Raw genomic sequence first — 19,128 nt, 5'->3', positions numbered from 1 at the left:
CGTCGTCATGGCGGTGTCCCTCCTGGTCTGCCGGGTGCCGCGGCGGCACCTCGATGGCAGACACGGGACCACCGACGGCTTTCGACGTTTTATCCATCCGCCGGCACCGATCGCCGATACGGCACGGATAGCGGGTCGATAGCCGGGCGCGGCACAGTCCCCGGTTGTGGTCCACGGCGACGTCCCGCGGCACCGTACCGCGCGCCTCGGGCTGACGATCGCCGGCGCGCTGGTCAACCGTGGCGTGCTCACCGCCGGCCTGCTCGGCGCCGGCGCGCTCGCCGGCGACTACCTGACGCTGCTGCCGGACCTGCTGCCCACGGTCAGCCAGGTGGTGCTCTTCGACCCCGACGACCAGGCCGCCGACGCCCTGCTGGACCGGCTGGTCGAGCCGCTGCGCCGGCGCGGCGTCCAGCTGTGCGTCACCCGGCACGCCCGCGACGTGGTCCGCGGCACCGACCTCGTCCTGCTGGCCGACGCCGCGCACGCCGCCGCGCTGCGGGCCGGCTGGCTCGCCGCCGGCACGGTCGTGCTGCACCTCGGTGAGCCGCGCCTGCCCACCCCGCTGCGCACCGCCGCCGGCGTGCTGCTCACCGCCGCCGACCCGGGCGCCGTGCTGCTCGCCGTCATGGCCCGCCGGCTGCACCGGGCCGAGCTCGTCGTGGTGGACCTGCCGGCCGGCCGCACGGGCGATAGCCGCCGGATGTCCGCCCAATAGGCCGGCGCGTTGAGCTGCCGCCAGCTTCCCGATCTGCACACCGCAAACGCACCGGAAAGGGGCACATGATGCTGATCAGTCTGGACGAGGTGGAGCGGCTGTCCACCGGGGAGGTGCACGAGCTGTACCGCCGCTACGTCAGCCGCAGTCAGGTCTCGTTGATGACCACGTTCGGCTTCGGCCGGGAGCTCGTCGAGCGGGCCGAGGGCACCTCGATCTGGCTGCGGGACGGCCGGCGCGTGCTCGACTTCACCGGCGGCGTCGGCGTGCTCAACCACGGCCACAACCACCCGCGGATCCTGCGGGCCCGGCAGCGGTACAACGAGCAGCGCCGGATGGAGGTCCACAAGGCGTTCTTCTCGCCGTACCTGGCGGCGCTGAGCCGTAACGTGGCCGCGCTGCTGCCCGGCGACCTGAACATCTCCTACTTCCCCAACTCCGGGGCCGAGGCCAACGAGGGCGCCATCAAGATGGCGTACAAGTACCACGGCGGCAACCGCCGCACGATCCTGCGCGCCGACATCAGCTTCCACGGCAAGACCCTGGGCGCGGGCAGCCTCACCGGCTCGACCGAGAACGCGTTCGCCTTCCCCGGCCTGCCGAACATCGGCGTCTACCCGTACGGCGACCTCGCCGGGCTCACCGCCGCCGTCGAGGCGGCCCGCCGGCCCGACGGCGGATGCGACGTCTACGCCCTCATGCTGGAGCCGTTCAGCGCCTCCAGCCTGCGGCAGTGGTCGGAGGCCGACCTGCGGGCCGTGCGGGCGCTGTGCGACCGCAACGACATCATCCTGATCTTCGACGAGATCTACACCGGCTGGGGCAAGACCGGCAGCCTGTTCGCCTTCATGCGGCACGAGGGCCTGGTCCCCGACATCCTGACCTACTCGAAGTCGCTCGGCGGCGGCAAGGCGTCGATCTCCGGCTACACCGCGCGGGAGCGGGTGTTCCGCAAGGCGTACGACCGGCTGTCCGACGTCATCCTGCACAGCACCACGTACTACGGCTTCGGCGAGGAGACCGCCACCGCGATCGAGGCGGTCAACGTCGTGGTCGAGGACGACTACCCGGCCCGCGCCCGGCGGCTCGAGGCGACGCTCGGCCCCGGCCTGCAGCGCATCGCCAAGGCCCACCCGGACATCGTCGGCGAGGTCAAGGGCACCGGGGCGCTGTGGGGCGTCTTCCTCGACGGCGGCCCGCGGATCCTGGACCTGGCCGGCAAGCTCGTGCCCGGCTTCAGCCACGACCCGCGGTTCCGGACCAAGCTCATCACGCTGTCGGTGATCTCCCACCTGTTCCGCGAGCACGGGATCATCACCTACTACAGCCCGAACGTCGAGAACCCGCTCATGGTCGCGCCCAGCCTCGTCGTCTCCGACGACGACGTGGACTACTTCCTGGACAGCCTCGACGCCACGCTCAGCCGCGGCCTGACCCGCCTGCTCACCTCGTTCGTCCGCGAGAAGGTGACCAAGTGACGGCCGGGCCCGGCGACGAGCGGGCCACGACCGTCGTGGTGACGGGCGCGGCCGGCATGCTCGGCACGCACCTGGTGCAGCGGCTGCTCGACACCGGCGCCCGGGTCCGCGGGGTCGACCGGCGCGGCAGCGCCGTGCCGGCGCACCCCCGGCTGGAGCACGTCGAGGCCGACATCCGCGACACCGCCGCCATGCGGCGGGCGTTCGGCGACGCGGCCGCGGTCGTGCACTGCGCCTCGGCCCTGCCCAGCTACCCGGCCGACGTGATCCGGTCGGTGATCGTCGACGGCACCCAGAGCGTCCTGGACGCGGCCGGCGCCGCCGAGGTGCCGCGCGTCGTGCAGATCAGCTCGACCGCGGTGTACGGCCTGCCGAAGATCGTGCCCACCACCGAGGACCACCCGCGCGAGCCGGTCGACACCTACAGCGAGGCCAAGGCCGACGCCGAGGTCGTGGCGGACAAGGCCCGCGCCGACGGGATGTGCCTCACCACCCTGCGCCCCAAGACGTTCCTCGGCCCCGGCCGGATGGGGCTGTTCGCGATGCTGTTCGAGTGGGCCGAGGAGGGCCGCAACTTCCCGGTCCTCGGCCACGGCGACGTGCGGGTGCAGATGCTCGCCGTGCAGGACCTGGTCACCGCGATCGAGTCCGCCCTCGCCGCACCGCCGGACGTCGCGATCGACACGTACAACATCGCCGCCGCCGACTTCGGCACGCTCCGCGAGGACTTCCAGGCGGTGCTCGACGCCGCCGGGCACGGCAGGCGCGTCGTCGGGGTGCCGGCCCGCCCGGCCGTGGCGGTGCTGTCGCTGCTGCAGCGCGTGCGGCTGTCCCCGGTGTACGGGCGGCTGCTGTACAAGCTGCTCGCCGACTCGTACGTGAGCATCGCCAAGGCCCAGGACCGGCTCGGCTACGCGCCGGCCTACTCCAACCGGGACACCATCCTCGCCACGTACGCGTGGTGGCGCGAGCAGCTGCACGCGCCCACCGGCGACGGCAACGGCAACGCCGACGGGATCACCAGCCGCGAGCCATGGAAGCAGGGGGCGCTCGCCGCCGCCAAGGTGCTCTTCTGAGACGGGAACCGCGATGACAACCCTGGAAACGACCGCACCCACCACCCTGCCCGCCCCCACCCCCGTCCTGGTCGACCTGATCCGGGTCGCCCGGCCGATCCACTGGGCCAAGAACGCCCTCGTGGTCCCCGCGGCACTGCTCGCCGTGCCCTCGGTCGCGGCGGACACCGCCGGGCACGTCCTGCTCGCCACCGCCGCGTTCACCCTCGCCTCGGTCGCCGTGTACTTCGGCAACGACCTCGCCGACCGCGCCCGCGACCGGCTGCACCCGGTGAAACGGCTGCGGCCCATCGCCTCCGGCCGGATCTCCGGCGTCCTCGCCGTGACCGTCGCCGCCGGCGTCCTGGGCCTGCTCGCCCTGCTCCTCGTCGCCGTGCCTGCGGTGCCGGCCGGCCCGATCCTGGCCTACCTGGTGCTCAACGTCCTGTACAGCCGGCTGCTCAAGCACGTGCCGCTGGTCGACGCCGGCTGCGTCGCCGCCGGGTTCGTCCTTCGGGTCCTGGAGGGCTACCTCACCGCCGGCGCCCGCACCGCGACCTGGCTGCTCGTGGCGGTCTTCTCGCTGTGCCTGCTGCTGGTGCTCGGCAAGCGCCGGCAGGAGCTGTCCGTCGGCGGCGCCCAGCACCGGCCCGCCCTGCGCGGCTACACCGTCGAGCTCACCGACCACCTGATCCAGCTGACCGCGGTCCTCACCGCCGTCGCGTTCCTCATGCACCTGCGGGGGGAGGCACAGCTCGGCGCGTTCGCGGAGCCGGCGATGCTGGTCTCGGTGCCGCTGGTGCTGTTCGTGCTCGCCCGCTACATCCAGGTCGTCCTGGTCCGCGGCGCCGGCGACCCCGTGCGCACCCTGCTGCGCGACCGCGCCATCGTCGGCACCGCCGCGCTGTGGGGGCTGCTGTTCGTCACCGCCCTGGTGCTCTCGCACGACCCGGCGCTCGCCGGCCGCCTCCAGGCGTTCCTGAACTGATCCTCACCATCACCGCATCGGACCAAGGAGAAGCCACCGTGTCCGTCCCCCGGGTCTCGGTCATCATGCCGAACTACAACCACGCGAACTCCCTGCGCCGCACCATCGCGGCCGTCCGCGCGCAGACCGTGCCGCCGCACGAGATCCTGTTCATCGACGACTGCAGCACCGACGACTCCGTGGCGGTCGCCCGGGCCGCCGGCGTCCGGGTCGCCAGTACCCCCGTCAACAGCGGACCGGCCGCGGCCCGCAACCTCGGCGCCCGGCTCGCCACCGGCGATGTGCTGCTCTTCCTCGACTCCGACGTCGAGCTCGCCCCGACGGTGATCGAGCGGGCGGTGGCGCTGCTGGACGAGCGGCCGGAGACCGGCGCGGTCTGCGGCATGCTCGACGATGTCCCCCTCGAGCGTGACAGCCTGCTGCAGGAGTGCCGGTGCCTGCAGGCGCACTACTGGCGGATCAGCTCCGAGGGTGTGGTGTCGTTCCTGTTCAGCGCGATCTGCGCGATGCGCGCCGACGTCTTCGCCGAGGCCGGCCCGTTCGACGAGCGGCTGCGCGAGACCGAGGAGGTCGAGTACGGGCAGCGGCTGTCCGCCCGCTACGAGGTGCTGCTCACCTCGGCGCTGTCCGGCCGGCACCGTGACGAGCCGCGGCTGTGGCCGTTGCTGCGCAAGGTGTTCCACCGCACCCGGCTGCGGGTGCCGCTGTACACGAAACGCCGCAGGTTCGCGAAGGGCTTCGAGACCTCCGCCCGCATCTACAGCAGCGTCGCCGCCGCCGCCGCGGTGCTGAGCCTTCCCGTGCTCGCCGCCGGCGCCGTCCTCGCGTTGGTCCCGGCGGTGCTGCTCGCGGTGTCGATCGGCTTGGACGCCGACATGTACCGGTTCGTGTTCCGCCGCCGGGGCATCGCCGTCGGGCTCTTCTTCACCGGCGTCCAGGTACTGCAGAACACGGCGATCACCGCCGGCGCGGGCGTCGGCGTGCTGCAGTGGCTGGTGTCCCGGGAGTTCCGCGGCCTGTACGACCAGGCGCCGCGGCTGCGGCCGCTCACGGCGGAACTGGCATGAGCACATGGTGCCGGGCCACCAGGGTGACCGTCGCCGCGACCGTGGCCTGGCTGGCCTTCGTGTGCCTGCAGCACCTGCTCACCGGCCGCTGGTGGCTCTGGCTGCTGCCGGACCTGCTGCCGCCGCTGACGTTCCTGCTCGTGCCGGTCCTGCTCGCCGCGGTGCTGCCCGCCGCGCGGCTCCTGCGCCGCCGGGTGCCGACCGGCGCGGCCCGGGTGGTGCTGGCCGGCGCCGTCGTGGCCGCCGCGCTCGGCTGGCCGTACAACGGCATCGGCGGCATCGGCGGTGTCAGCGTCGCCAACGCGGCGGACGGCACCGGCCCGGGCCTGCGGGTGTTCGCGTGGAACACCGGGTACTGGGGCCAGGACGTCCCCCGCGACCGGTTCTACGCCTTCCTGCGGGCCCAGGACGCCGACGTCTACCTGCTGCAGGAGTACCTGCACTGGGACGAGACGGCCGGGCTCGACGGCGCCCGGCAGGTCGACGACGAGGCGGCGCTGCGGGCGGCGTTCCCCGGCTACGCGATCGCCAGCCGCGGCGAGCTGCTGACGCTGAGCCGGCGGCCGATCGTCGCCACCCCGCCGGTCGGCCCGGACCGTGACCTCGCCGGCCGCGCCGCGGGCTTCGACGAGGTGTTCGCCACGGCGAAGGTGCTGCGCACCGACCTCGAGGTCGGCGGGCAGGTCGTCTCCGCCTACAACGTGCACCTGCCGGTCCAGATCGACCTCGCCGTCAGCGCACGCTTCTTCGCCCTGATCCACGAACGCGACGGGGCCCGCCGCCGCCAGCTCGCCGGGCTGCGGGCCGACCTCGCCGGCAACGCGCACCCCGCGATCGTGGCGGGGGACTTCAACACCAGCCCCGCCATGGGCGACCTGGCCGTGCTGCGCGACACCCTGCACGACGCCAGCACGGCCCTGTACCCCGGGTCGTGGCCGGCCGGCCTGCCGCTGTGGCGGATCGACTGGACCTTCACCACGGCCGGCCTGGCCGCCGACGGGTACCGCCTCGTCGGCACGGACGGGCTGTCCGATCACCGTGCGCAACGGGTACGGATCGCGCTGAAAGGACACCAATGAACGTCTCGGTGGTCATCCCCAACCACAACTACGCCAAGACCCTGGGCCGCTGCCTGCGCTCGGTCCAGCGGCAGACCGTGCCGCCGATCGAGGTGATCGTGGTCGACGACTGCAGCACCGACGACTCGGTCCGCATCGCCGAGGCCGCCGGAGCGACCGTGATCCGGCACCCGGTCAACCGCGGCGTGTCGGCCGCCCGCAACACCGGCGTGGCGGCCAGCCGCGGCGACGTCATCTTCTTCCTGGACTCCGACGTCGCGCTCGCCCCGGACGCGATCGAGCAGGCCCTGCGGGTCCTCGCCGGGGACCCGGACTGCGGCTGCGCGTTCGGCGTGTACGGGCCGGAGCCGCTCATCGACGACGGCCCGGTCGAGCGGCACCGGGTGCTGCACCTGCACTTCGCGCTGACCCGGCAGGTCGGGCGGACCGACACGGCGGTGTTCGCCCTCGCCGCGGTGCCCCGCCGCGTCCTGGACGACATCGGCGGGTTCGACGAGCGGCTGCGCAGCGCCGAGGACGACGAGATCAGCGAACGGCTCCGCGAGCGGTACCACATCCGGCTCACCGACACCGTCGTCGGCTTCCACGACGAGGTCGACCGGCTGCCGGACGCGCTGCACGAGCAGTACCGGCGGGCGCAGCTGATCCCGTTCTCGGCCCGCAACCGGATGCGCCGCGCCGGCCTGGCCATCAACCGCACCGGCGGGGTCGCCGCCGTGGCGCTCATGCTGGCGACGCTGCCGCTGGGCCTCGCCGACCCGGCGCTGCTGGCCGTGCCCGGCGCGCTGCTGGCCGCCTTCGCGGTGGCCGACCCGCCGCTGTCCCGGTTCGTGGCCCGCCGCAAGGGCTGGCCCTACCTGGCGTACTTCACCGGCGTCAACCTGCTGCTGCACCTGGCGATGCTGGCCGGCTGCGCCCGCGGGCTGCTGCGCATCCTCACCGACCCGACCTTCGGCCCGAGCCGCCGCGTCACGATTGGTGCCACGTCATGACCGACCCACTCGTCACCGTGATCATCCCCAACTACAACTACGGCACCACGATCGGCCTGTGCGTGCAGGCCGCGCAACGGCAGACGTACCAGCCGATCGAGATCCTCGTCGTCGACGACTGCAGCACCGACGACTCCGTCGAGGTCGTCCGGGCGCTCGGCGCGCGGGTCGTGTCCACCGGCGTCAACGGCGGCGTCGCCGTCGCCCGCAACCTCGGCGCGGCCGAGGCGTCCGGGGAGATCCTCGTCTTCGTCGACTCCGACGTCGCCATGCACCCCGACGCGGTCGCCAACGCCGTCGCCGCGCTGCGGGCGGACCCGAGCACCGGCGTCGTCGCCGGCCTGTACGAGCCGGAGCCGCTCATCGTCGCCGGGGTCGTCGAGCGGTACCGCAACTTCCACCAGTACTACTGGCTGGAGGCCGCCGCCGGCGAGCTGCACGACTTCGTCCCGACCGCGATCATGGCCATCCCCGCCATCGTGTACGCCGAGGTCGGCGGGTTCCTGCCGCATCTGCGCGAGACGGAGGGCGCCGACTTCGGCCGGCGGCTGGGCGCGCGGCACCGGATGCTGCTCAGCCCGGCGGTGCGCGGCAAGCACGACAACGACCCGACGCTGCGCATCGTGCTGCGCAAGGTGTTCCACCGCACCCGGCTGCACATCCCGTTCTTCCTCGACCGCAGCCGGGTCGCCCAGGTCGCGACCAGCCAGCAGTCCGGCGGCTGCCTCGCCGCGGCGCTCGCCCTGGCCGCCGCGCCGGCACCGGCGCTGCTCGGCGCGGTCGGTGCGCTGCTCCCGCTGGCCTTCTTCGCCGCCTGGTACCTCGGCGAACGCCGCTTCTTCGGCGCCGCCCTGCGCCACCGGGGGCCCGGCTTCGCCGCCGCCGTCGTCGCGCTGCACTACCTGGTGAACCTGACCACCGCGGCCGGGATCGCCGTCGGCCTGGCGCAGTGGGTCACCTCCACGCGCTTCCGGCGCCTGTACACCGGGCTCGCGACATGACCGCGACCCTCGTCGCGCCGGCGCCGGCGCCGGCGCTCGCCCGGCCGGCCGGTCCGCGGCGGCGGCGCCTGGTCGTGGCCCTGAGCGTCGCCTGGCTGGTGTTCGCCGTGCTGAACGCGGTGCTGAGCGGGCGCTGGTGGCCGTGGCTGCTGCCGGACCTGCTGCCGCCGCTGGTGTTCGCGCTCGTACCGGCGGCCGTCACGGCCTGCGTCGCCGCGCTGCGGCTCGGCCGGCGGCAGCTGCTGGTCGCCCTGGTCGGTCTGGTCGTCGGCGGCGCCCAGGCCGGCCTCAACCCGGCGGCGCTGCTGCCGGCGCCGGGGCGGGGCGCCGGCACCCCGCTCACGGTCGTGTCGTGGAACGCGGAGGTGTGGGACGCCTGGGACGACCCGGCGCGCTTCCTCGCGTTCCTGCGTGCCCAGGACGCCGACGTGTACCTGCTGCAGGAGTACGAGGAGCACGGCCTGCGCCCCGGCGACTTCCCCGGCTACACCGCGATCGAGCGCGGCGAGCTGCTGACGCTCACCCGGCTGCCGGTCCGGCAGGTCGTCGCCCTGCCCGCCGAGCCGGCCGCCGGCAGCACCTGGCGGCAGGTGTACGAGCAGGTCAAGTCGCTGCGCGTGGACGTGACCGCCGGCGAGGAGACGGTGTCGCTCTACAACGTGCACATGCCGATCCCGCTGGACCTGGTCAACCCGCTGTCGGCCCGCTTCCGCCAGCAGCTGCGGCTGCGCTTCGACGCCCGGCAGCGGCAGTACACCGCACTGGAGCGCGACGTGCGGGGCAACCGCCACCCGGTCGTCGTCGCCGGCGACTTCAACACCAGCCCCGCGATGGGCGACCTGCGCCGGTTCAGCGGCCTCAACGACGCGGCCGACGCCAACCGCAGCCTGTACCCGGCCTCGTGGCGCTCCTACTGGCCGGTCGATCTGTGGCGCCTCGACTGGGCGTTCACCTCGGACCAGGTGACGGTGCGGCGCGACGAGTTCGTCGACCCGCTCGGCATGTCCGACCACGACCTGCAACGCATCGAGCTCACCGTGCGGGGTGCCCGATGAGACGGCGGATCTTCCAGGTGCTGCGCACCGCCGCGTACGTGCTCGTCGTGCTGTTCCTCGGCGGCCAGCTGTGGCTGGCCCGGCACGGCCTGGCCGACGGCATCCGCACCATCGGGCTCGGCAACGCCCTGCTCGCCGCGGTCCTCGCCGGCGTCGGCGGCGTGCCCGGCATGCTCGGCTGGCGGGTCCTGCTGGCCGGCCTCGGCACCCGGCTGCCGACCCGCGAGGCGCTGCGCGTGTACTTCCTGGCCGGACTGGCCCGCTACATCCCCGGCGGGGTCTGGCCGGCCGTCGCGCACGCCGGCATGGCCGCGTCCCTCGGCGAGCCGCCGGCCCGCCTCGCCGCGGCGTTCCTGGCCAGCCAGGGGCTCGCCGTGGTGGCCGGGCTCCTCGTCGGGCTGCTCGCCCTGCCCGCGCTGGTCGCGGTCAACCCGCTGTGGTGGCTGCTGCTGCCGGTCCTCGCCGCCGCCGCCATTCCGGTCGTCGCGCCGGGCACGCTGCGCCTGCCGCTGCGCCTGGGCGCCCGCCTGCTGCGCCGCGACACCACCCTGCAGCTGCCCGGCCGGGCCGCGCTCAGCAAGGCCACCGCGTTGATGGCGCTGGGCTGGCTGATCAGCGGCACCCACGTCGCGGTCCTGGCCATCGCGCTCGGCGCCGACCCGGCCGCCACCCTCACCGTCGGCATCGGCGGCTTCGCGCTCTCGGTGGTCGCCGGGGTCCTCGCCCTGGTGCTCCCGTCCGGCCTCGGCGTGCGCGAGCTGGTGCTCGGGCTCACCCTGGCCACCCTGCTCACCGGCCCGGCCCTGGTCATCGTCGTGGCGCTGAGCCGCATCCTCATCACCGTCGTCGACGCGATCAGCACCCTGGTCGTGCTGGTCGCGGTCGGCGTGATCCGCCCCGCTCCGCTCGTACTGGAAAGGACCCCGTCATGACGTCCCTGTCCGTGCCTTCCCCCCGCACCGGTGTCCGCCGCTGGGGCCGGCGGGTCCGCACCGCCGTCAGCACCTCCTCCGGCATCGAGCTGCTCAACGCGCTGCCGCTGCTGCGCCGGCCGGTGCGCTACCTCGACCGCCACCCGGTCCTGCACGGCGCGGTGCTGTCGGCGTTCGGGCTGCGCCGCCCTCTGTTCGTCGACCACCTCGGCGACCCGCAGCCCCGCTACGGGTACGGGCGGCCGGTGCACGCGGGCCTCGCCGCCCGGTTCGCGGCGGGGGAGGAGCGCTACCGCGCCCACCTGTCCGGCTTCCGCGCCCACCTCGACTCGCTGCGGGCCATCCCCGTACAGGCCGAGCTGACCGATCCCACGCCCTACTGGCGCAACGGCTGGCTGCCGCCGCTGGACGCGCTCGCGCTCACCGGGTTCCTGGCGCGGACGAACCCGCGCCGCTACCTGGAGATCGGCTCGGGCAACTCGACGAAGTTCGCCCGCCGCGCCGTCACCGACCACGGGCTGCGCACCACCATCACCTCCATCGACCCGGCGCCGCGGGCCGAGGTCGACTCGCTGTGCGACACGGTGATCCGCGAACCCCTGGAAGCCACCGACCTCGGCCGGTTCGACGACCTCGAGGCCGGCGACATCGTCTTCTTCGACGGCTCCCACCGGGCGTTCATGGGCTCCGACGTCACCGTCTTCTTCTTCGAGGTGCTGCCCCGGCTGCGCCCCGGCGTGCTGGTGCACATCCACGACATCATGCTGCCCGCGGACTACCCGCCGCAGTGGCGGTGGCGGGCGTACTCCGAGCAGTACCTCCTCGCCGCGTTCCTGCTCGCCGACCAGGGCCGGTACGTGGTGGAGCTGCCCAACGCGTACCTCGCCGACGACCCGGCGCTCGGCGGCCTGTTCGACGACCTGTGGGCCGACCTCGGCCTGACCGACCGGCTGCAACCGTCGTCGTTCTGGCTCTCCGTGGGCGCGTGACGACCGCACGGCGCCGGGCCCTCACTGAGTGCTGAGGTCGTCGCCGACGCCGGCTGTCCACGGGCAGGGATCGCGATTTGCGAATCTCTGCCCGGTCCAGCAGGCTGTCGGCGCGCCCGGCGCGATGACCGGCGGGGCGACGTCCATGTTCACCACCACGGGGGGTACGCGATGACGACAGGACCGGGCACGTCCGGCCCGCACGAGGGATGGCCACCGCAGCCTGGCGCGCCGAACTATCCACCGGCCGCACCACCCGGCTATCCGCCGGCCACCGCCCCGGGCTATCCGCCGGCCGTTGCGCCGGGATACCCGCCGGCCGTGGCGCCGGGTTATGCGCCGCCTTCCCCGCCCGGTGGTGGCCGGCGGACGTGGCTGCTCGTGGGCGGGATCGGTCTCGCGGTGGTCCTGCTGCTGTGCGCGACCGTGACGATCTTCACGGTCAGGAGCCTGCGCGACTCGGACGGATCGGCGACCCCCGCGGGCGGCTCGGGCACGACGGGCGCGGCGAGCGGCGCCGTCACGTACAAGGTCGTGCCGGACCTGTGCGTGCTGGTGGACACGAGCCCGTTCAAGGAGCCGTACCCGCAGGAGCGCGAGCGGCGGCCCAACACGTTGCCGGGCAGCTCCTTCACGGCCGTGAGCTGCGACATCGGGGTCAGCTCCGGCAAGAACGACTTCGACGCCGGCACGGTGCGCATCGAGGTCGACATCTTCGACGCGCAGAACGCCGCCACCGGCCCCCAGCGGCTGTACGAAGGGCAGCAGAAGTACGCGCAGGAGAAGGGCATCCAGACCCGCAACGTCCCGGGACTCGGCCAGGCCGCGTTCTCCTACGTCGAGGAGGACCTGGGTCAGTACCTCATCGCCCGGGACGACAACCTGTGGCTGCGGGCCAACTTCGGCATGCTGGGCGACGTCACGACCAAGGCCGACGACCGGATCGCCCGCCTGCTCAAGGTCTGCCAGGACGTGCTGCCGAAGCTCAGGAAGTAGACCGGCGGGGTCGTCTCCACGACCCCCACGGCCGCCCGCAGCGCGGCGTCCGCCGGCTCGGCCGGCGTGCATTCCGCGTGCAGCCCGCCCGCACGGCCCCGGTTATCCGCCTCGACAGGCCGGCCGGCGTTTCCTACGGTGGGTCGGGTGTCTCGTGATCAGCCTCCGCCGGAAGTGTTGCAGGCGTTCGGTGTCCGGGGGCCGGCGCGGCCGCTCGACGGTGGGCAGGGCACCTCCTGGAGGGCCGGCGATCTGGTGCTGAAGCCCGACGCCGGCCCGCTGCACGGATGGCTGGCCGGTGCCCTCGCCGACGTGGTGCCCGACGGCTTCCGTCTCGCCGCGCCGGTGTGCACCCGTACCGGCGCGTGGGAACATGCGGGGTGGTCGGCCACGCGGTGGGTGGAAGGCGACGCACCGGACACCTCGGCGGTGTCGACGTGGCGGCAGGTCATCGCCGCCGGCCGGGCGTTGCACCGGGCGGTCGCCCAGCTCGAGCGCCCCGGTTTCCTCGACGCCCGGCAGGACCCGTGGGCAGCCGCGGACAGGGTGGCCTGGGACGAGCTGGAGGTCTCGTTCCGACCCGAGTTCACCGAGCTGGCGCGACGGCTGCGTGGCGCGCTCGAGCCACTCGGACCGTCACAGCTCGTGCACGGCGACCTGACGAACAACGTCCTGTTCGCGCCCGGCCTCCCGCCGGCGGTCATCGACATCTCACCGTACTGGCGCCCACCCGCCTACGCCGAGGGTGTCGTCGTGGCCGACGCGCTGTGCTGGCACGACGCGCCGGCGTCAGTGCTGGACGCGGTGGACGTCCCGGCGCCGGCGGTGGCCCGTGCGCTGCTGTTCCGGATGGCCACGACGAACCAGCGCGCCGCCGCCGGAGCCGCGGTCGACCTGCTGGACGAGGCCCGGCGGTACGACCTGGCCGCCGCCGCCATCGGCCTGTGACATCGGACGGCAACGCCGGCGGCCGGACGCCGGCCGCCGCGGCGCTGACGTGCACGGGGGTGCCGCGTCACCCGCCGGTCATGACGGCGAACACCGATGCCGTCGGCACCGGGCCGGCGCACCGTGAGTCGTTCGACCTCGCGCGGTTGTCGCCCAGGACGAAGACGGCGTCGGCCGGCACCGCCACCGGGCCGAACCGGCGCGACTCGCACGACTGCGGGTTCGGCGGCACGTCCAGCGGCGCGTCCTGGGTCACGTACGGCTCGTCCAGCGGCGCACCGTTGACCGTCACCTTGCCCGCGGCGTCGCAGCAGGCGACCGTCTCCCCGCCGACCGCGACGACCCGCTTGAGCAGCGGCGACGACGTGGCGACCCAGCGCGGGCCGGCGTCGCGGAACAGCACGACGTCGCCGCGCCGGGGCGAGTAGCCGCGGCCGACCTTCCGGACGGTGATGACCTGCCCGGCCTTGACCGCCGGCTCCATGCTGACGCCGCCCTGCGTGAACCGTTCGGTCTCTTCCTCGGCCGCCGCACCGCACCCGGCTGCCCCCGCGACCACGACGACGGCGAGCACCCACCCCAGCGATCTCATCCGGCCGATCCTGCCAGAGCACGGCGGCGCGGGCGGCCCCGCATCGACAGCGCGGCACCGTCAGAACTGACCGAGATCCATCTCGACGGCGAACGGCACGGTCAGTTCCGCCTCACCGGTGAAGAGGTCGCTCTCACGGTAGCGGCCGGTCGCCGGGTCGAACACGTCGGTGGAGAGGAGCGGCGCACCTGTGGCGGCCTGCTCGACCCGCCCGCACCGCGCCCGCCCGGCAGATCACCCGCCGCGACCGTCGTGGGTTCCGCTCGCATATCGCGGCGCAGGCGGGGCAGCTTCACGCAGCACATCGAGCCGGAAGGGTCGTGCGCCCATGAAGTACGCCACCCTCGGTCGCCGTGCCGTACTGGCCGGCGCCGTCCTCACCATCACCGTCGCACTGAGCTCCTGCGGTGTTGCCGACGCCGGCGGCCACGACCCCGTCGCGCCGGCCCATGGCAGCGTGAGCGCCGGCTCCGCGTTCAACGACGTCGACGCGACGTTCCTGCGGATGATGATCCCGCACCATCAGCAGGCCGTGGAGATGGCCGCGCTCGCCGGGACGAAGGCGACCGATCCGCAGATCAAACGGCTCGCCGCGCAGATCGGCACCCAGCAGAACGCGGAGATCGAGACGATGCGGAGCTGGTTGGCGGCCCAGGGCCAGCCGACCACGATGCCTGACTGCCCCGGCGCGGGCTGCATGCCGAGCGGCATGATGCCGAGCGGGATGCCGGCGATGCCGGGGATGATGTCCGGCGCCGACATGGCCAAGCTGCGGGCGGCGACCGGCAAGGACTTCGACCGGCTGTTCCTGCGGGAGATGATCGCCCACCACCAGGCAGCGGTCATGATGGCCAAGGTGGAGCTGGCCCACGGAGCCAACCAGGACGTCAAGGCCCTCGCCGGCCGGATCGTCACGACCCAGCAGGCCGAGATCGCCACGATGCGGCAGCTGCTCGACCAGCTGTAGCCGCGCCGGTCCGGACGTCGCGGTTCCCGGCCGTCCCCACGAACCGGGGTCCGGGGCCGTACCCTGGCGGATGAAACCGAGGGGTTCCGCTGGAGACCTTCCGACCGGACGGTAGGCTGCGGCGTCCCGCAGTGATTCACAGGAGGCCGTAAATGGCTCGTGCGACGTCCGCCCGCCCGGAGTCGACCCGCCGCCGGCAGCGGTGGCCCGACGGGTACGACCCGGAGAACACCCGCAAGTCGCTCATCGCGAGCGCGCTGGAGCTGTTCGAGCGGCGCGGCTTCGACCGCACGTCGGTGCAGGAGATCGCGGAGCACGCGCAGCTGACGAAGGGTGCGTTCTACCACCACTTCGAGAGCAAGGACGACCTCCTGCGGCACATCCAGGAGGAGTACCTGGAGGCGCAGCTCACCGCGATCCAGCAGATCGAGGCCGGCAGCGACGACCCGAAGGTGCGGGTGCGGGAGCTGATCCGGTTCAGCCTGACCAGCGTGGCCGAGTACCGGGCCCACGTGACGATCTTCTACCAGGAGCGGCGGTACCTGACCGGGGAGCTGTTCGCCGAGGTGACCCGCAAGCGGGACCTGGTCGAGGCGGCCTTCGCCGGGATGGTGCAGGACGGCGTCACCCGGGGTGTGTTCCGCCCGGACGTCGACGCCCGCATCGCCACGTTCGGCCTGGTCGGCATGTGCGCGTGGGCGTACCAGTGGCTCAACCTCAGCGGCCCGCTGAGCGTGGACGAAGTGGCGCGCCAGTTCAGCGCCATGGTCCTGGAGGGCCTGTACGCCTGACCGTGCCTGGCCGTGCCTGACCATGGCGGGGCGGGGCGGACCCTTGAGCGGGCCGCACTCCGTGTGGTAGATACCTTCCAGTCGGAATGATTGGTGGTGTCCATGACTCGAGCGGTCCGGGCAGGCATGGACTTCGTGACGGCGCTGGACCGTGGCAGCCTCGGCGGGCTCGCCCGGCTGTGCGCGCCCGGCGCGACCTGGTGGGTCGACACCGGACCGGACCGGCGCGGCGGCGACCCGGCGGTGTCACCCGGCGGCAGCGGACGGTTCCCGCTGCACGGGACGATGCCGATGGACGACAAGCTCGCCCTCATGCGCTCGCTCGGGCCGACGGCGTTCCCGACCGGCTGCCGGCAGATCCCGCGGCGGGTGGTCGCCGGCACCGACACCTGCGTCATCGAGGTGGAGGGGCACGGCGTGCACACCTCGGGCCTGGAGTACGCGAACCGCTACGCGTTCGTGTTCGACGTCGACGCCGCCGGGGCGATCGTGTCGGTGCGCGAGTACCTCGACACCATCCACGCCCAGCACGTGGTCGGCGGCGCCGCCGCGGTGCCCCGCACCACCCTGGACCGGGTGCCCGGCCCCGGCGACCAGCAGCCGCGCGGCCGGGCGGAGGAACTGGCGCTCGCGCTGTGGCCGGCCCTGGAAACCGGCGACATCGACGCGTTCGGCGCGCTGTTCGGCGCCGGCGCCACGTGGTGGACGGACTCCGGCCGGGACCGGGCGCGCGGCCGGCCGCACCGTGCCGGCGACATCACCGCGAACGGTCCCTTCCACGGCACCGTCGCCATCGCCGACAAGCTCGCCGCGATGCGGGCCCGGATCGCCTCCGGCGCCTACGCCTCCGCGGCCGTCGCCGTCACCGCGCACCGGTGGATCGCCGACGACACCCTCGTCGCCGTCGAGGCGAGCGGCGACGCGACCCTGGGCGGCGGGCTGCGGTACCAGAACCGGTACCTGTGGGTCGTCGACGTCGCACCGGACGGCATCGCGCAGGTCCGCGAGTACTGCGACACCCTGCACATCGCCGACCTCATGGGCTACGACGCGGAGGTCGCGGGATGAGCGGGATGACCGGACCGCCGTTCACGGACCTCAACCACGTCCTGACCACCACCAGGTCGGTGCGGCGGCGGCTGGACTACGACCGCCCGGTGCCCCTCGACGTGATCGGCGAGTGCCTCCAACTGGCGGTGCAGGCCCCGACCGGCGGCGCCGCCGAGGACTGGCGGTGGGTCGTGGTCGGCGACCCGGACCGCAAGGCCGAGCTGGCCCGCCTGTACCTGGACGCGTACCTGGAGCACGTGCACGCGCCGCTGCACAGCGCCGAGGGTGCCGAGAGCCGGACCGTGCGCGGCCGCCTCGGCGGGGTCGACGAGCACGGCACAGTCAGCGCCCGGACCGCGCGGATCCTCAGCGGCGCCGAGCACCTCGCGCACCACCTCGGCCGGGCGCCGTTCCTGGTCATCCCGTGCGCCACCCGGCCGAACCCGGCCAAGGGCGGCCCCGGCACCCACTCGGCCGTCTACGGGTCGCTGTATCCGGCGATCTGGCAGTTCAACCTCGCGCTGCGCGCCCGCGGGCTCGGCACCGTCATCACCACCCTGCACCTGCACCACGCCGCGGCCGCGGCCGCGCTGCTCGGCATCCCCGAGGACGCCCTGCAGATCACCATGCTGCCGGTCGCCTACACCCAGGGCACCGACTTCAAGGTCGCCGCCCGCAAGCCCGTCAGCAGCGTCGCCTACCTCGACCGCTGGGGCGAACCGCTGCCCTACGTGGACAAACCCGTCGACCGCCTGACAGGAGACGACGTCACATGAGCGTCCCGGCCGTGATCACCGACATCGACGAGGTCCTGACCACCACCCGGGCGGTGCGCCGCCGCATGGACCTCACCCGGCCCGTCGAGCGCGCCGTCGTCGAGCACTGCCTGCGCCTGGCGCAGCAGGCGCCGATGGGCTCCAACCTCGAGGACTGGCGCGTCGTCGCCGTCGACGACCCCGCGCTGAAACGCCGCATCGGCGCGCTGTACACCGAGGTCTGGCACCAGACCGTCGAGGCGCCCCTGGCCGGCGGCGAGGCGGCGACGACCACCCGGCTGTCGCCGTCGGTGCGGCCGGACCCCGAGGCGCAGGCCCGGCAGGCGCGGGTGCTGGCCGCGGTCAAGCACCTCGTCGACCACCTGGAGGAGGTGCCGGTCCTGGTCGTGCTGTGCAGCACCAAACCGGTCCCGCGGCGCCCGCTCGGCGGCACCGCGTCGGGCTACTACGGCTCGATCTTCCCGTTCGCCTGGTCGTTCCAGCTGGCGCTGCGCTCCCGCGGCCTCGGCTCGGTGATGGCGACGGCTTTGGCGCACAAGGCGAAGCAGGTGCAGGAGGTGCTCGGCCTGCCCGAGGACTGGCGGCCGATCACCCTGCTGCCGGTCGCCTACACCAAGGGCCTCGACTTCCGGCCCGCCGCCCGCGCCGACCTCGCCGACGTGACGTTCTGGAACGGCCCCACCGAGCGGGCCGGGTCCGCGTGAGGGCCGCGTACGTCACCGAGCCGTCCCCGGCCGACCCGGTCGCCGCCATCCGGGTCGGCGACCTCGACCCGCCGCACGTGCCTGACGGCTGGGTCCGCGTCGACGTGCGCGCCGGCGCGCTCAACATGCACGACCTGTGGGCCCTGCGCGGCGTCACCCGGCGCCCGCACACCGGCCCGCACGTGCTCGGCAGCGACGCCGCCGGAGTGGCCGGCGGCCGCGACGTCGTCGTCTACCCGGTGCTGCCCTCGGCCGGGGCGGGGGCCGTCGCGCACGCGACCCTGCTGCCCGACGCCGGGCACGGCGTGCTCGCCGAGCACATCACCGTCCCGGCCGGGCACGTCGCGGCCCGCCCGGCGCACCTGGACTGGGCGGAGGCGGCGAGCCTGCCGACGGCGTGGCTGACCGCGTACCGGATGCTGTTCACCAAGGCGGGCCTCATCCCCGGACAGGTGGTGCTGGTGCAGGGCGCCGGCGGGGGAGTGGCGACCGCCGCGGTCAGCCTCGCCGCCGCCGCGGGCGCCACCGTCATTGTCACCTCCCGGTCGGCGGACAAGCGGCGGCAGGCCCTCGCGCTCGGCGCCGCCGCCGCCCTCGACACCGGCGCGCGGCTGCCGGAGCCCGCCGACGTCGTCGTGGAGACCGTCGGCGCCGCGACGTTCGAGCACTCGACCCGCTCCACCCGCACCGGTGGCACGATCGTGGTCTGCGGCGGCACCAGCGGCTTCACCGCGAGCCTCGACCTCACCCGGCTGTTCGCCCGGGAGATCACCGTCCACGGGTCGACGACGGGCTCCCTGGCGGAGTTCCGGGCGATGCTCGACCTCGTCACCGAGCACCGGCTCCGGCCGGCCGTCGACAGCACCGTCGACCTCGCCGAGGTGTCCACCCAGGCCGAGCGGATGCTGTCCGGCGCCGCCTTCGGCAAGCTCTGCGTGCGCGTCGCATGA

The 19,128-nt window shown here is 73.8% G+C and carries 20 protein-coding genes; 19 read left to right on the top strand and 1 reads right to left on the bottom strand.

What is annotated here, in order from left to right:
• Window positions 1-166: 166 nt before the first annotated feature.
• From OP18_RS26680 to OP18_RS26620, 13 genes are all read left to right on the top strand, one after another.
• Window positions 167-718, top strand: coding sequence for a hypothetical protein (locus tag OP18_RS26680; RefSeq protein ID WP_033361761.1), 552 nt, complete (start codon window positions 167-169; stop codon window positions 716-718).
• A 161-nt stretch (window positions 719-879) separates the two neighbouring features.
• A complete protein-coding gene (locus tag OP18_RS26675) occupies window positions 880-2,196 on the top strand; it encodes an aspartate aminotransferase family protein (RefSeq protein WP_211273687.1) in 1,317 nt (438 codons plus the stop codon).
• Window positions 2,193-3,272, top strand: coding sequence for an NAD-dependent epimerase/dehydratase family protein (locus OP18_RS26670; protein ID WP_260710387.1), 1,080 nt, complete (start codon window positions 2,193-2,195; stop codon window positions 3,270-3,272). The genes OP18_RS26675 and OP18_RS26670 overlap by 4 nt, the downstream gene beginning before the upstream one ends.
• Before the next feature lie 13 nt (window positions 3,273-3,285).
• A complete protein-coding gene (locus OP18_RS26665; protein WP_063745597.1) occupies window positions 3,286-4,239 on the top strand; it encodes a UbiA prenyltransferase family protein in 954 nt (317 codons plus the stop codon).
• 38 nt (window positions 4,240-4,277) lie between these two features.
• Window positions 4,278-5,306, top strand: a complete 1,029-nt coding sequence (locus tag OP18_RS26660; RefSeq protein ID WP_156089802.1) for a glycosyltransferase family 2 protein — start codon at window positions 4,278-4,280, stop codon at window positions 5,304-5,306.
• On the top strand, window positions 5,303-6,385 hold the full coding sequence (locus OP18_RS26655; protein WP_063745596.1) for an endonuclease/exonuclease/phosphatase family protein: 1,083 nt from the start codon (window positions 5,303-5,305) through the stop codon (window positions 6,383-6,385). Before OP18_RS26660 ends, OP18_RS26655 begins: the two co-directional genes overlap by 4 nt.
• On the top strand, window positions 6,382-7,377 hold the full coding sequence (locus OP18_RS26650; RefSeq protein WP_033361759.1) for a glycosyltransferase family 2 protein: 996 nt from the start codon (window positions 6,382-6,384) through the stop codon (window positions 7,375-7,377). Before OP18_RS26655 ends, OP18_RS26650 begins: the two co-directional genes overlap by 4 nt.
• Window positions 7,374-8,378 (top strand): glycosyltransferase family 2 protein, encoded by a 1,005-nt coding sequence (locus OP18_RS26645; protein WP_033361758.1) that lies wholly within the window; start codon window positions 7,374-7,376, stop codon window positions 8,376-8,378. Before OP18_RS26650 ends, OP18_RS26645 begins: the two co-directional genes overlap by 4 nt.
• Window positions 8,375-9,433 carry an endonuclease/exonuclease/phosphatase family protein gene (locus OP18_RS26640; protein ID WP_033361757.1) on the top strand — a complete coding sequence of 353 codons (1,059 nt, stop codon included), beginning with the start codon at window positions 8,375-8,377 and terminating at the stop codon, window positions 9,431-9,433. Before OP18_RS26645 ends, OP18_RS26640 begins: the two co-directional genes overlap by 4 nt.
• Window positions 9,430-10,365: a lysylphosphatidylglycerol synthase domain-containing protein gene (locus OP18_RS26635; protein ID WP_052387370.1), complete on the top strand. Its 936-nt coding sequence runs from the start codon at window positions 9,430-9,432 to the stop codon at window positions 10,363-10,365. The genes OP18_RS26640 and OP18_RS26635 overlap by 4 nt, the downstream gene beginning before the upstream one ends.
• Complete coding sequence (locus tag OP18_RS26630; protein WP_081971142.1) at window positions 10,362-11,354, top strand: class I SAM-dependent methyltransferase; 993 nt, start codon at window positions 10,362-10,364, stop codon at window positions 11,352-11,354. The genes OP18_RS26635 and OP18_RS26630 overlap by 4 nt, the downstream gene beginning before the upstream one ends.
• Before the next feature lie 381 nt (window positions 11,355-11,735).
• Window positions 11,736-12,350 (top strand): hypothetical protein, encoded by a 615-nt coding sequence (locus OP18_RS26625; RefSeq protein ID WP_033361756.1) that lies wholly within the window; start codon window positions 11,736-11,738, stop codon window positions 12,348-12,350.
• A 147-nt stretch (window positions 12,351-12,497) separates the two neighbouring features.
• The gene (locus OP18_RS26620; protein WP_156089801.1) at window positions 12,498-13,298 is read left to right on the top strand and encodes a TIGR02569 family protein; all 801 of its coding nucleotides are present in this window, start codon (window positions 12,498-12,500) and stop codon (window positions 13,296-13,298) included.
• Window positions 13,299-13,365: 67 nt separating this feature from the next.
• Here the strand turns inward: OP18_RS26620 and lepB are convergent, their stop codons facing one another.
• Entirely contained in the window at window positions 13,366-13,890 is a 525-nt protein-coding gene (gene lepB / locus OP18_RS53080) for a signal peptidase I (protein WP_052387368.1), read from the bottom strand.
• A gap of 328 nt (window positions 13,891-14,218) precedes the next feature.
• Here lepB and OP18_RS26610 point away from each other — a divergent pair, with 328 nt between their 5' ends.
• The 6 genes from OP18_RS26610 (at window position 14,219) to OP18_RS26585 (ending at window position 19,128) form a co-directional block, all read left to right on the top strand.
• Window positions 14,219-14,857 (top strand): DUF305 domain-containing protein, encoded by a 639-nt coding sequence (locus OP18_RS26610; RefSeq protein WP_033361755.1) that lies wholly within the window; start codon window positions 14,219-14,221, stop codon window positions 14,855-14,857.
• Between the two features lie 152 nt (window positions 14,858-15,009).
• Complete coding sequence (locus tag OP18_RS26605; RefSeq protein WP_052387367.1) at window positions 15,010-15,648, top strand: TetR/AcrR family transcriptional regulator; 639 nt, start codon at window positions 15,010-15,012, stop codon at window positions 15,646-15,648.
• A 102-nt stretch (window positions 15,649-15,750) separates the two neighbouring features.
• Complete coding sequence (locus tag OP18_RS26600) at window positions 15,751-16,716, top strand: nuclear transport factor 2 family protein (RefSeq protein ID WP_156089800.1); 966 nt, start codon at window positions 15,751-15,753, stop codon at window positions 16,714-16,716.
• Complete coding sequence (locus OP18_RS26595; protein WP_063745595.1) at window positions 16,713-17,474, top strand: nitroreductase family protein; 762 nt, start codon at window positions 16,713-16,715, stop codon at window positions 17,472-17,474. Before OP18_RS26600 ends, OP18_RS26595 begins: the two co-directional genes overlap by 4 nt.
• The gene (locus tag OP18_RS26590) at window positions 17,471-18,178 is read left to right on the top strand and encodes a nitroreductase family protein (RefSeq protein ID WP_033361753.1); all 708 of its coding nucleotides are present in this window, start codon (window positions 17,471-17,473) and stop codon (window positions 18,176-18,178) included. The genes OP18_RS26595 and OP18_RS26590 overlap by 4 nt, the downstream gene beginning before the upstream one ends.
• Complete coding sequence (locus OP18_RS26585) at window positions 18,175-19,128, top strand: zinc-binding dehydrogenase (protein ID WP_033361752.1); 954 nt, start codon at window positions 18,175-18,177, stop codon at window positions 19,126-19,128. The genes OP18_RS26590 and OP18_RS26585 overlap by 4 nt, the downstream gene beginning before the upstream one ends.

Source organism: Dactylosporangium aurantiacum (assembly GCF_000716715.1).
Classification (GTDB): Bacteria; Actinomycetota; Actinomycetes; order Mycobacteriales; family Micromonosporaceae; genus Dactylosporangium; species Dactylosporangium aurantiacum.
This window is presented reverse-complemented; position numbering and strand designations above follow the sequence as displayed.

Coding starts and splice junctions, on each gene's coding strand:
- OP18_RS26675 (WP_211273687.1), top strand. CDS start 880: ATGACCACGTTCGGCTTCGGCCGGGAGCTCGTCGAGCGGGCCGAGGGC.
- OP18_RS26590 (WP_033361753.1), top strand. CDS start 17,471: ATGAGCGTCCCGGCCGTGATCACCGACATCGACGAGGTCCTGACCACC.
- OP18_RS26600 (WP_156089800.1), top strand. CDS start 15,751: ATGACTCGAGCGGTCCGGGCAGGCATGGACTTCGTGACGGCGCTGGAC.
- OP18_RS26655 (WP_063745596.1), top strand. CDS start 5,303: ATGAGCACATGGTGCCGGGCCACCAGGGTGACCGTCGCCGCGACCGTG.
- OP18_RS26645 (WP_033361758.1), top strand. CDS start 7,374: ATGACCGACCCACTCGTCACCGTGATCATCCCCAACTACAACTACGGC.
- OP18_RS26595 (WP_063745595.1), top strand. CDS start 16,713: ATGAGCGGGATGACCGGACCGCCGTTCACGGACCTCAACCACGTCCTG.
- OP18_RS26640 (WP_033361757.1), top strand. CDS start 8,375: ATGACCGCGACCCTCGTCGCGCCGGCGCCGGCGCCGGCGCTCGCCCGG.
- OP18_RS26665 (WP_063745597.1), top strand. CDS start 3,286: ATGACAACCCTGGAAACGACCGCACCCACCACCCTGCCCGCCCCCACC.
- OP18_RS26610 (WP_033361755.1), top strand. CDS start 14,219: ATGAAGTACGCCACCCTCGGTCGCCGTGCCGTACTGGCCGGCGCCGTC.
- OP18_RS26605 (WP_052387367.1), top strand. CDS start 15,010: ATGGCTCGTGCGACGTCCGCCCGCCCGGAGTCGACCCGCCGCCGGCAG.
- lepB (WP_052387368.1), bottom strand. CDS start 13,890: ATGAGATCGCTGGGGTGGGTGCTCGCCGTCGTCGTGGTCGCGGGGGCA.
- OP18_RS26630 (WP_081971142.1), top strand. CDS start 10,362: ATGACGTCCCTGTCCGTGCCTTCCCCCCGCACCGGTGTCCGCCGCTGG.
- OP18_RS26650 (WP_033361759.1), top strand. CDS start 6,382: ATGAACGTCTCGGTGGTCATCCCCAACCACAACTACGCCAAGACCCTG.
- OP18_RS26635 (WP_052387370.1), top strand. CDS start 9,430: ATGAGACGGCGGATCTTCCAGGTGCTGCGCACCGCCGCGTACGTGCTC.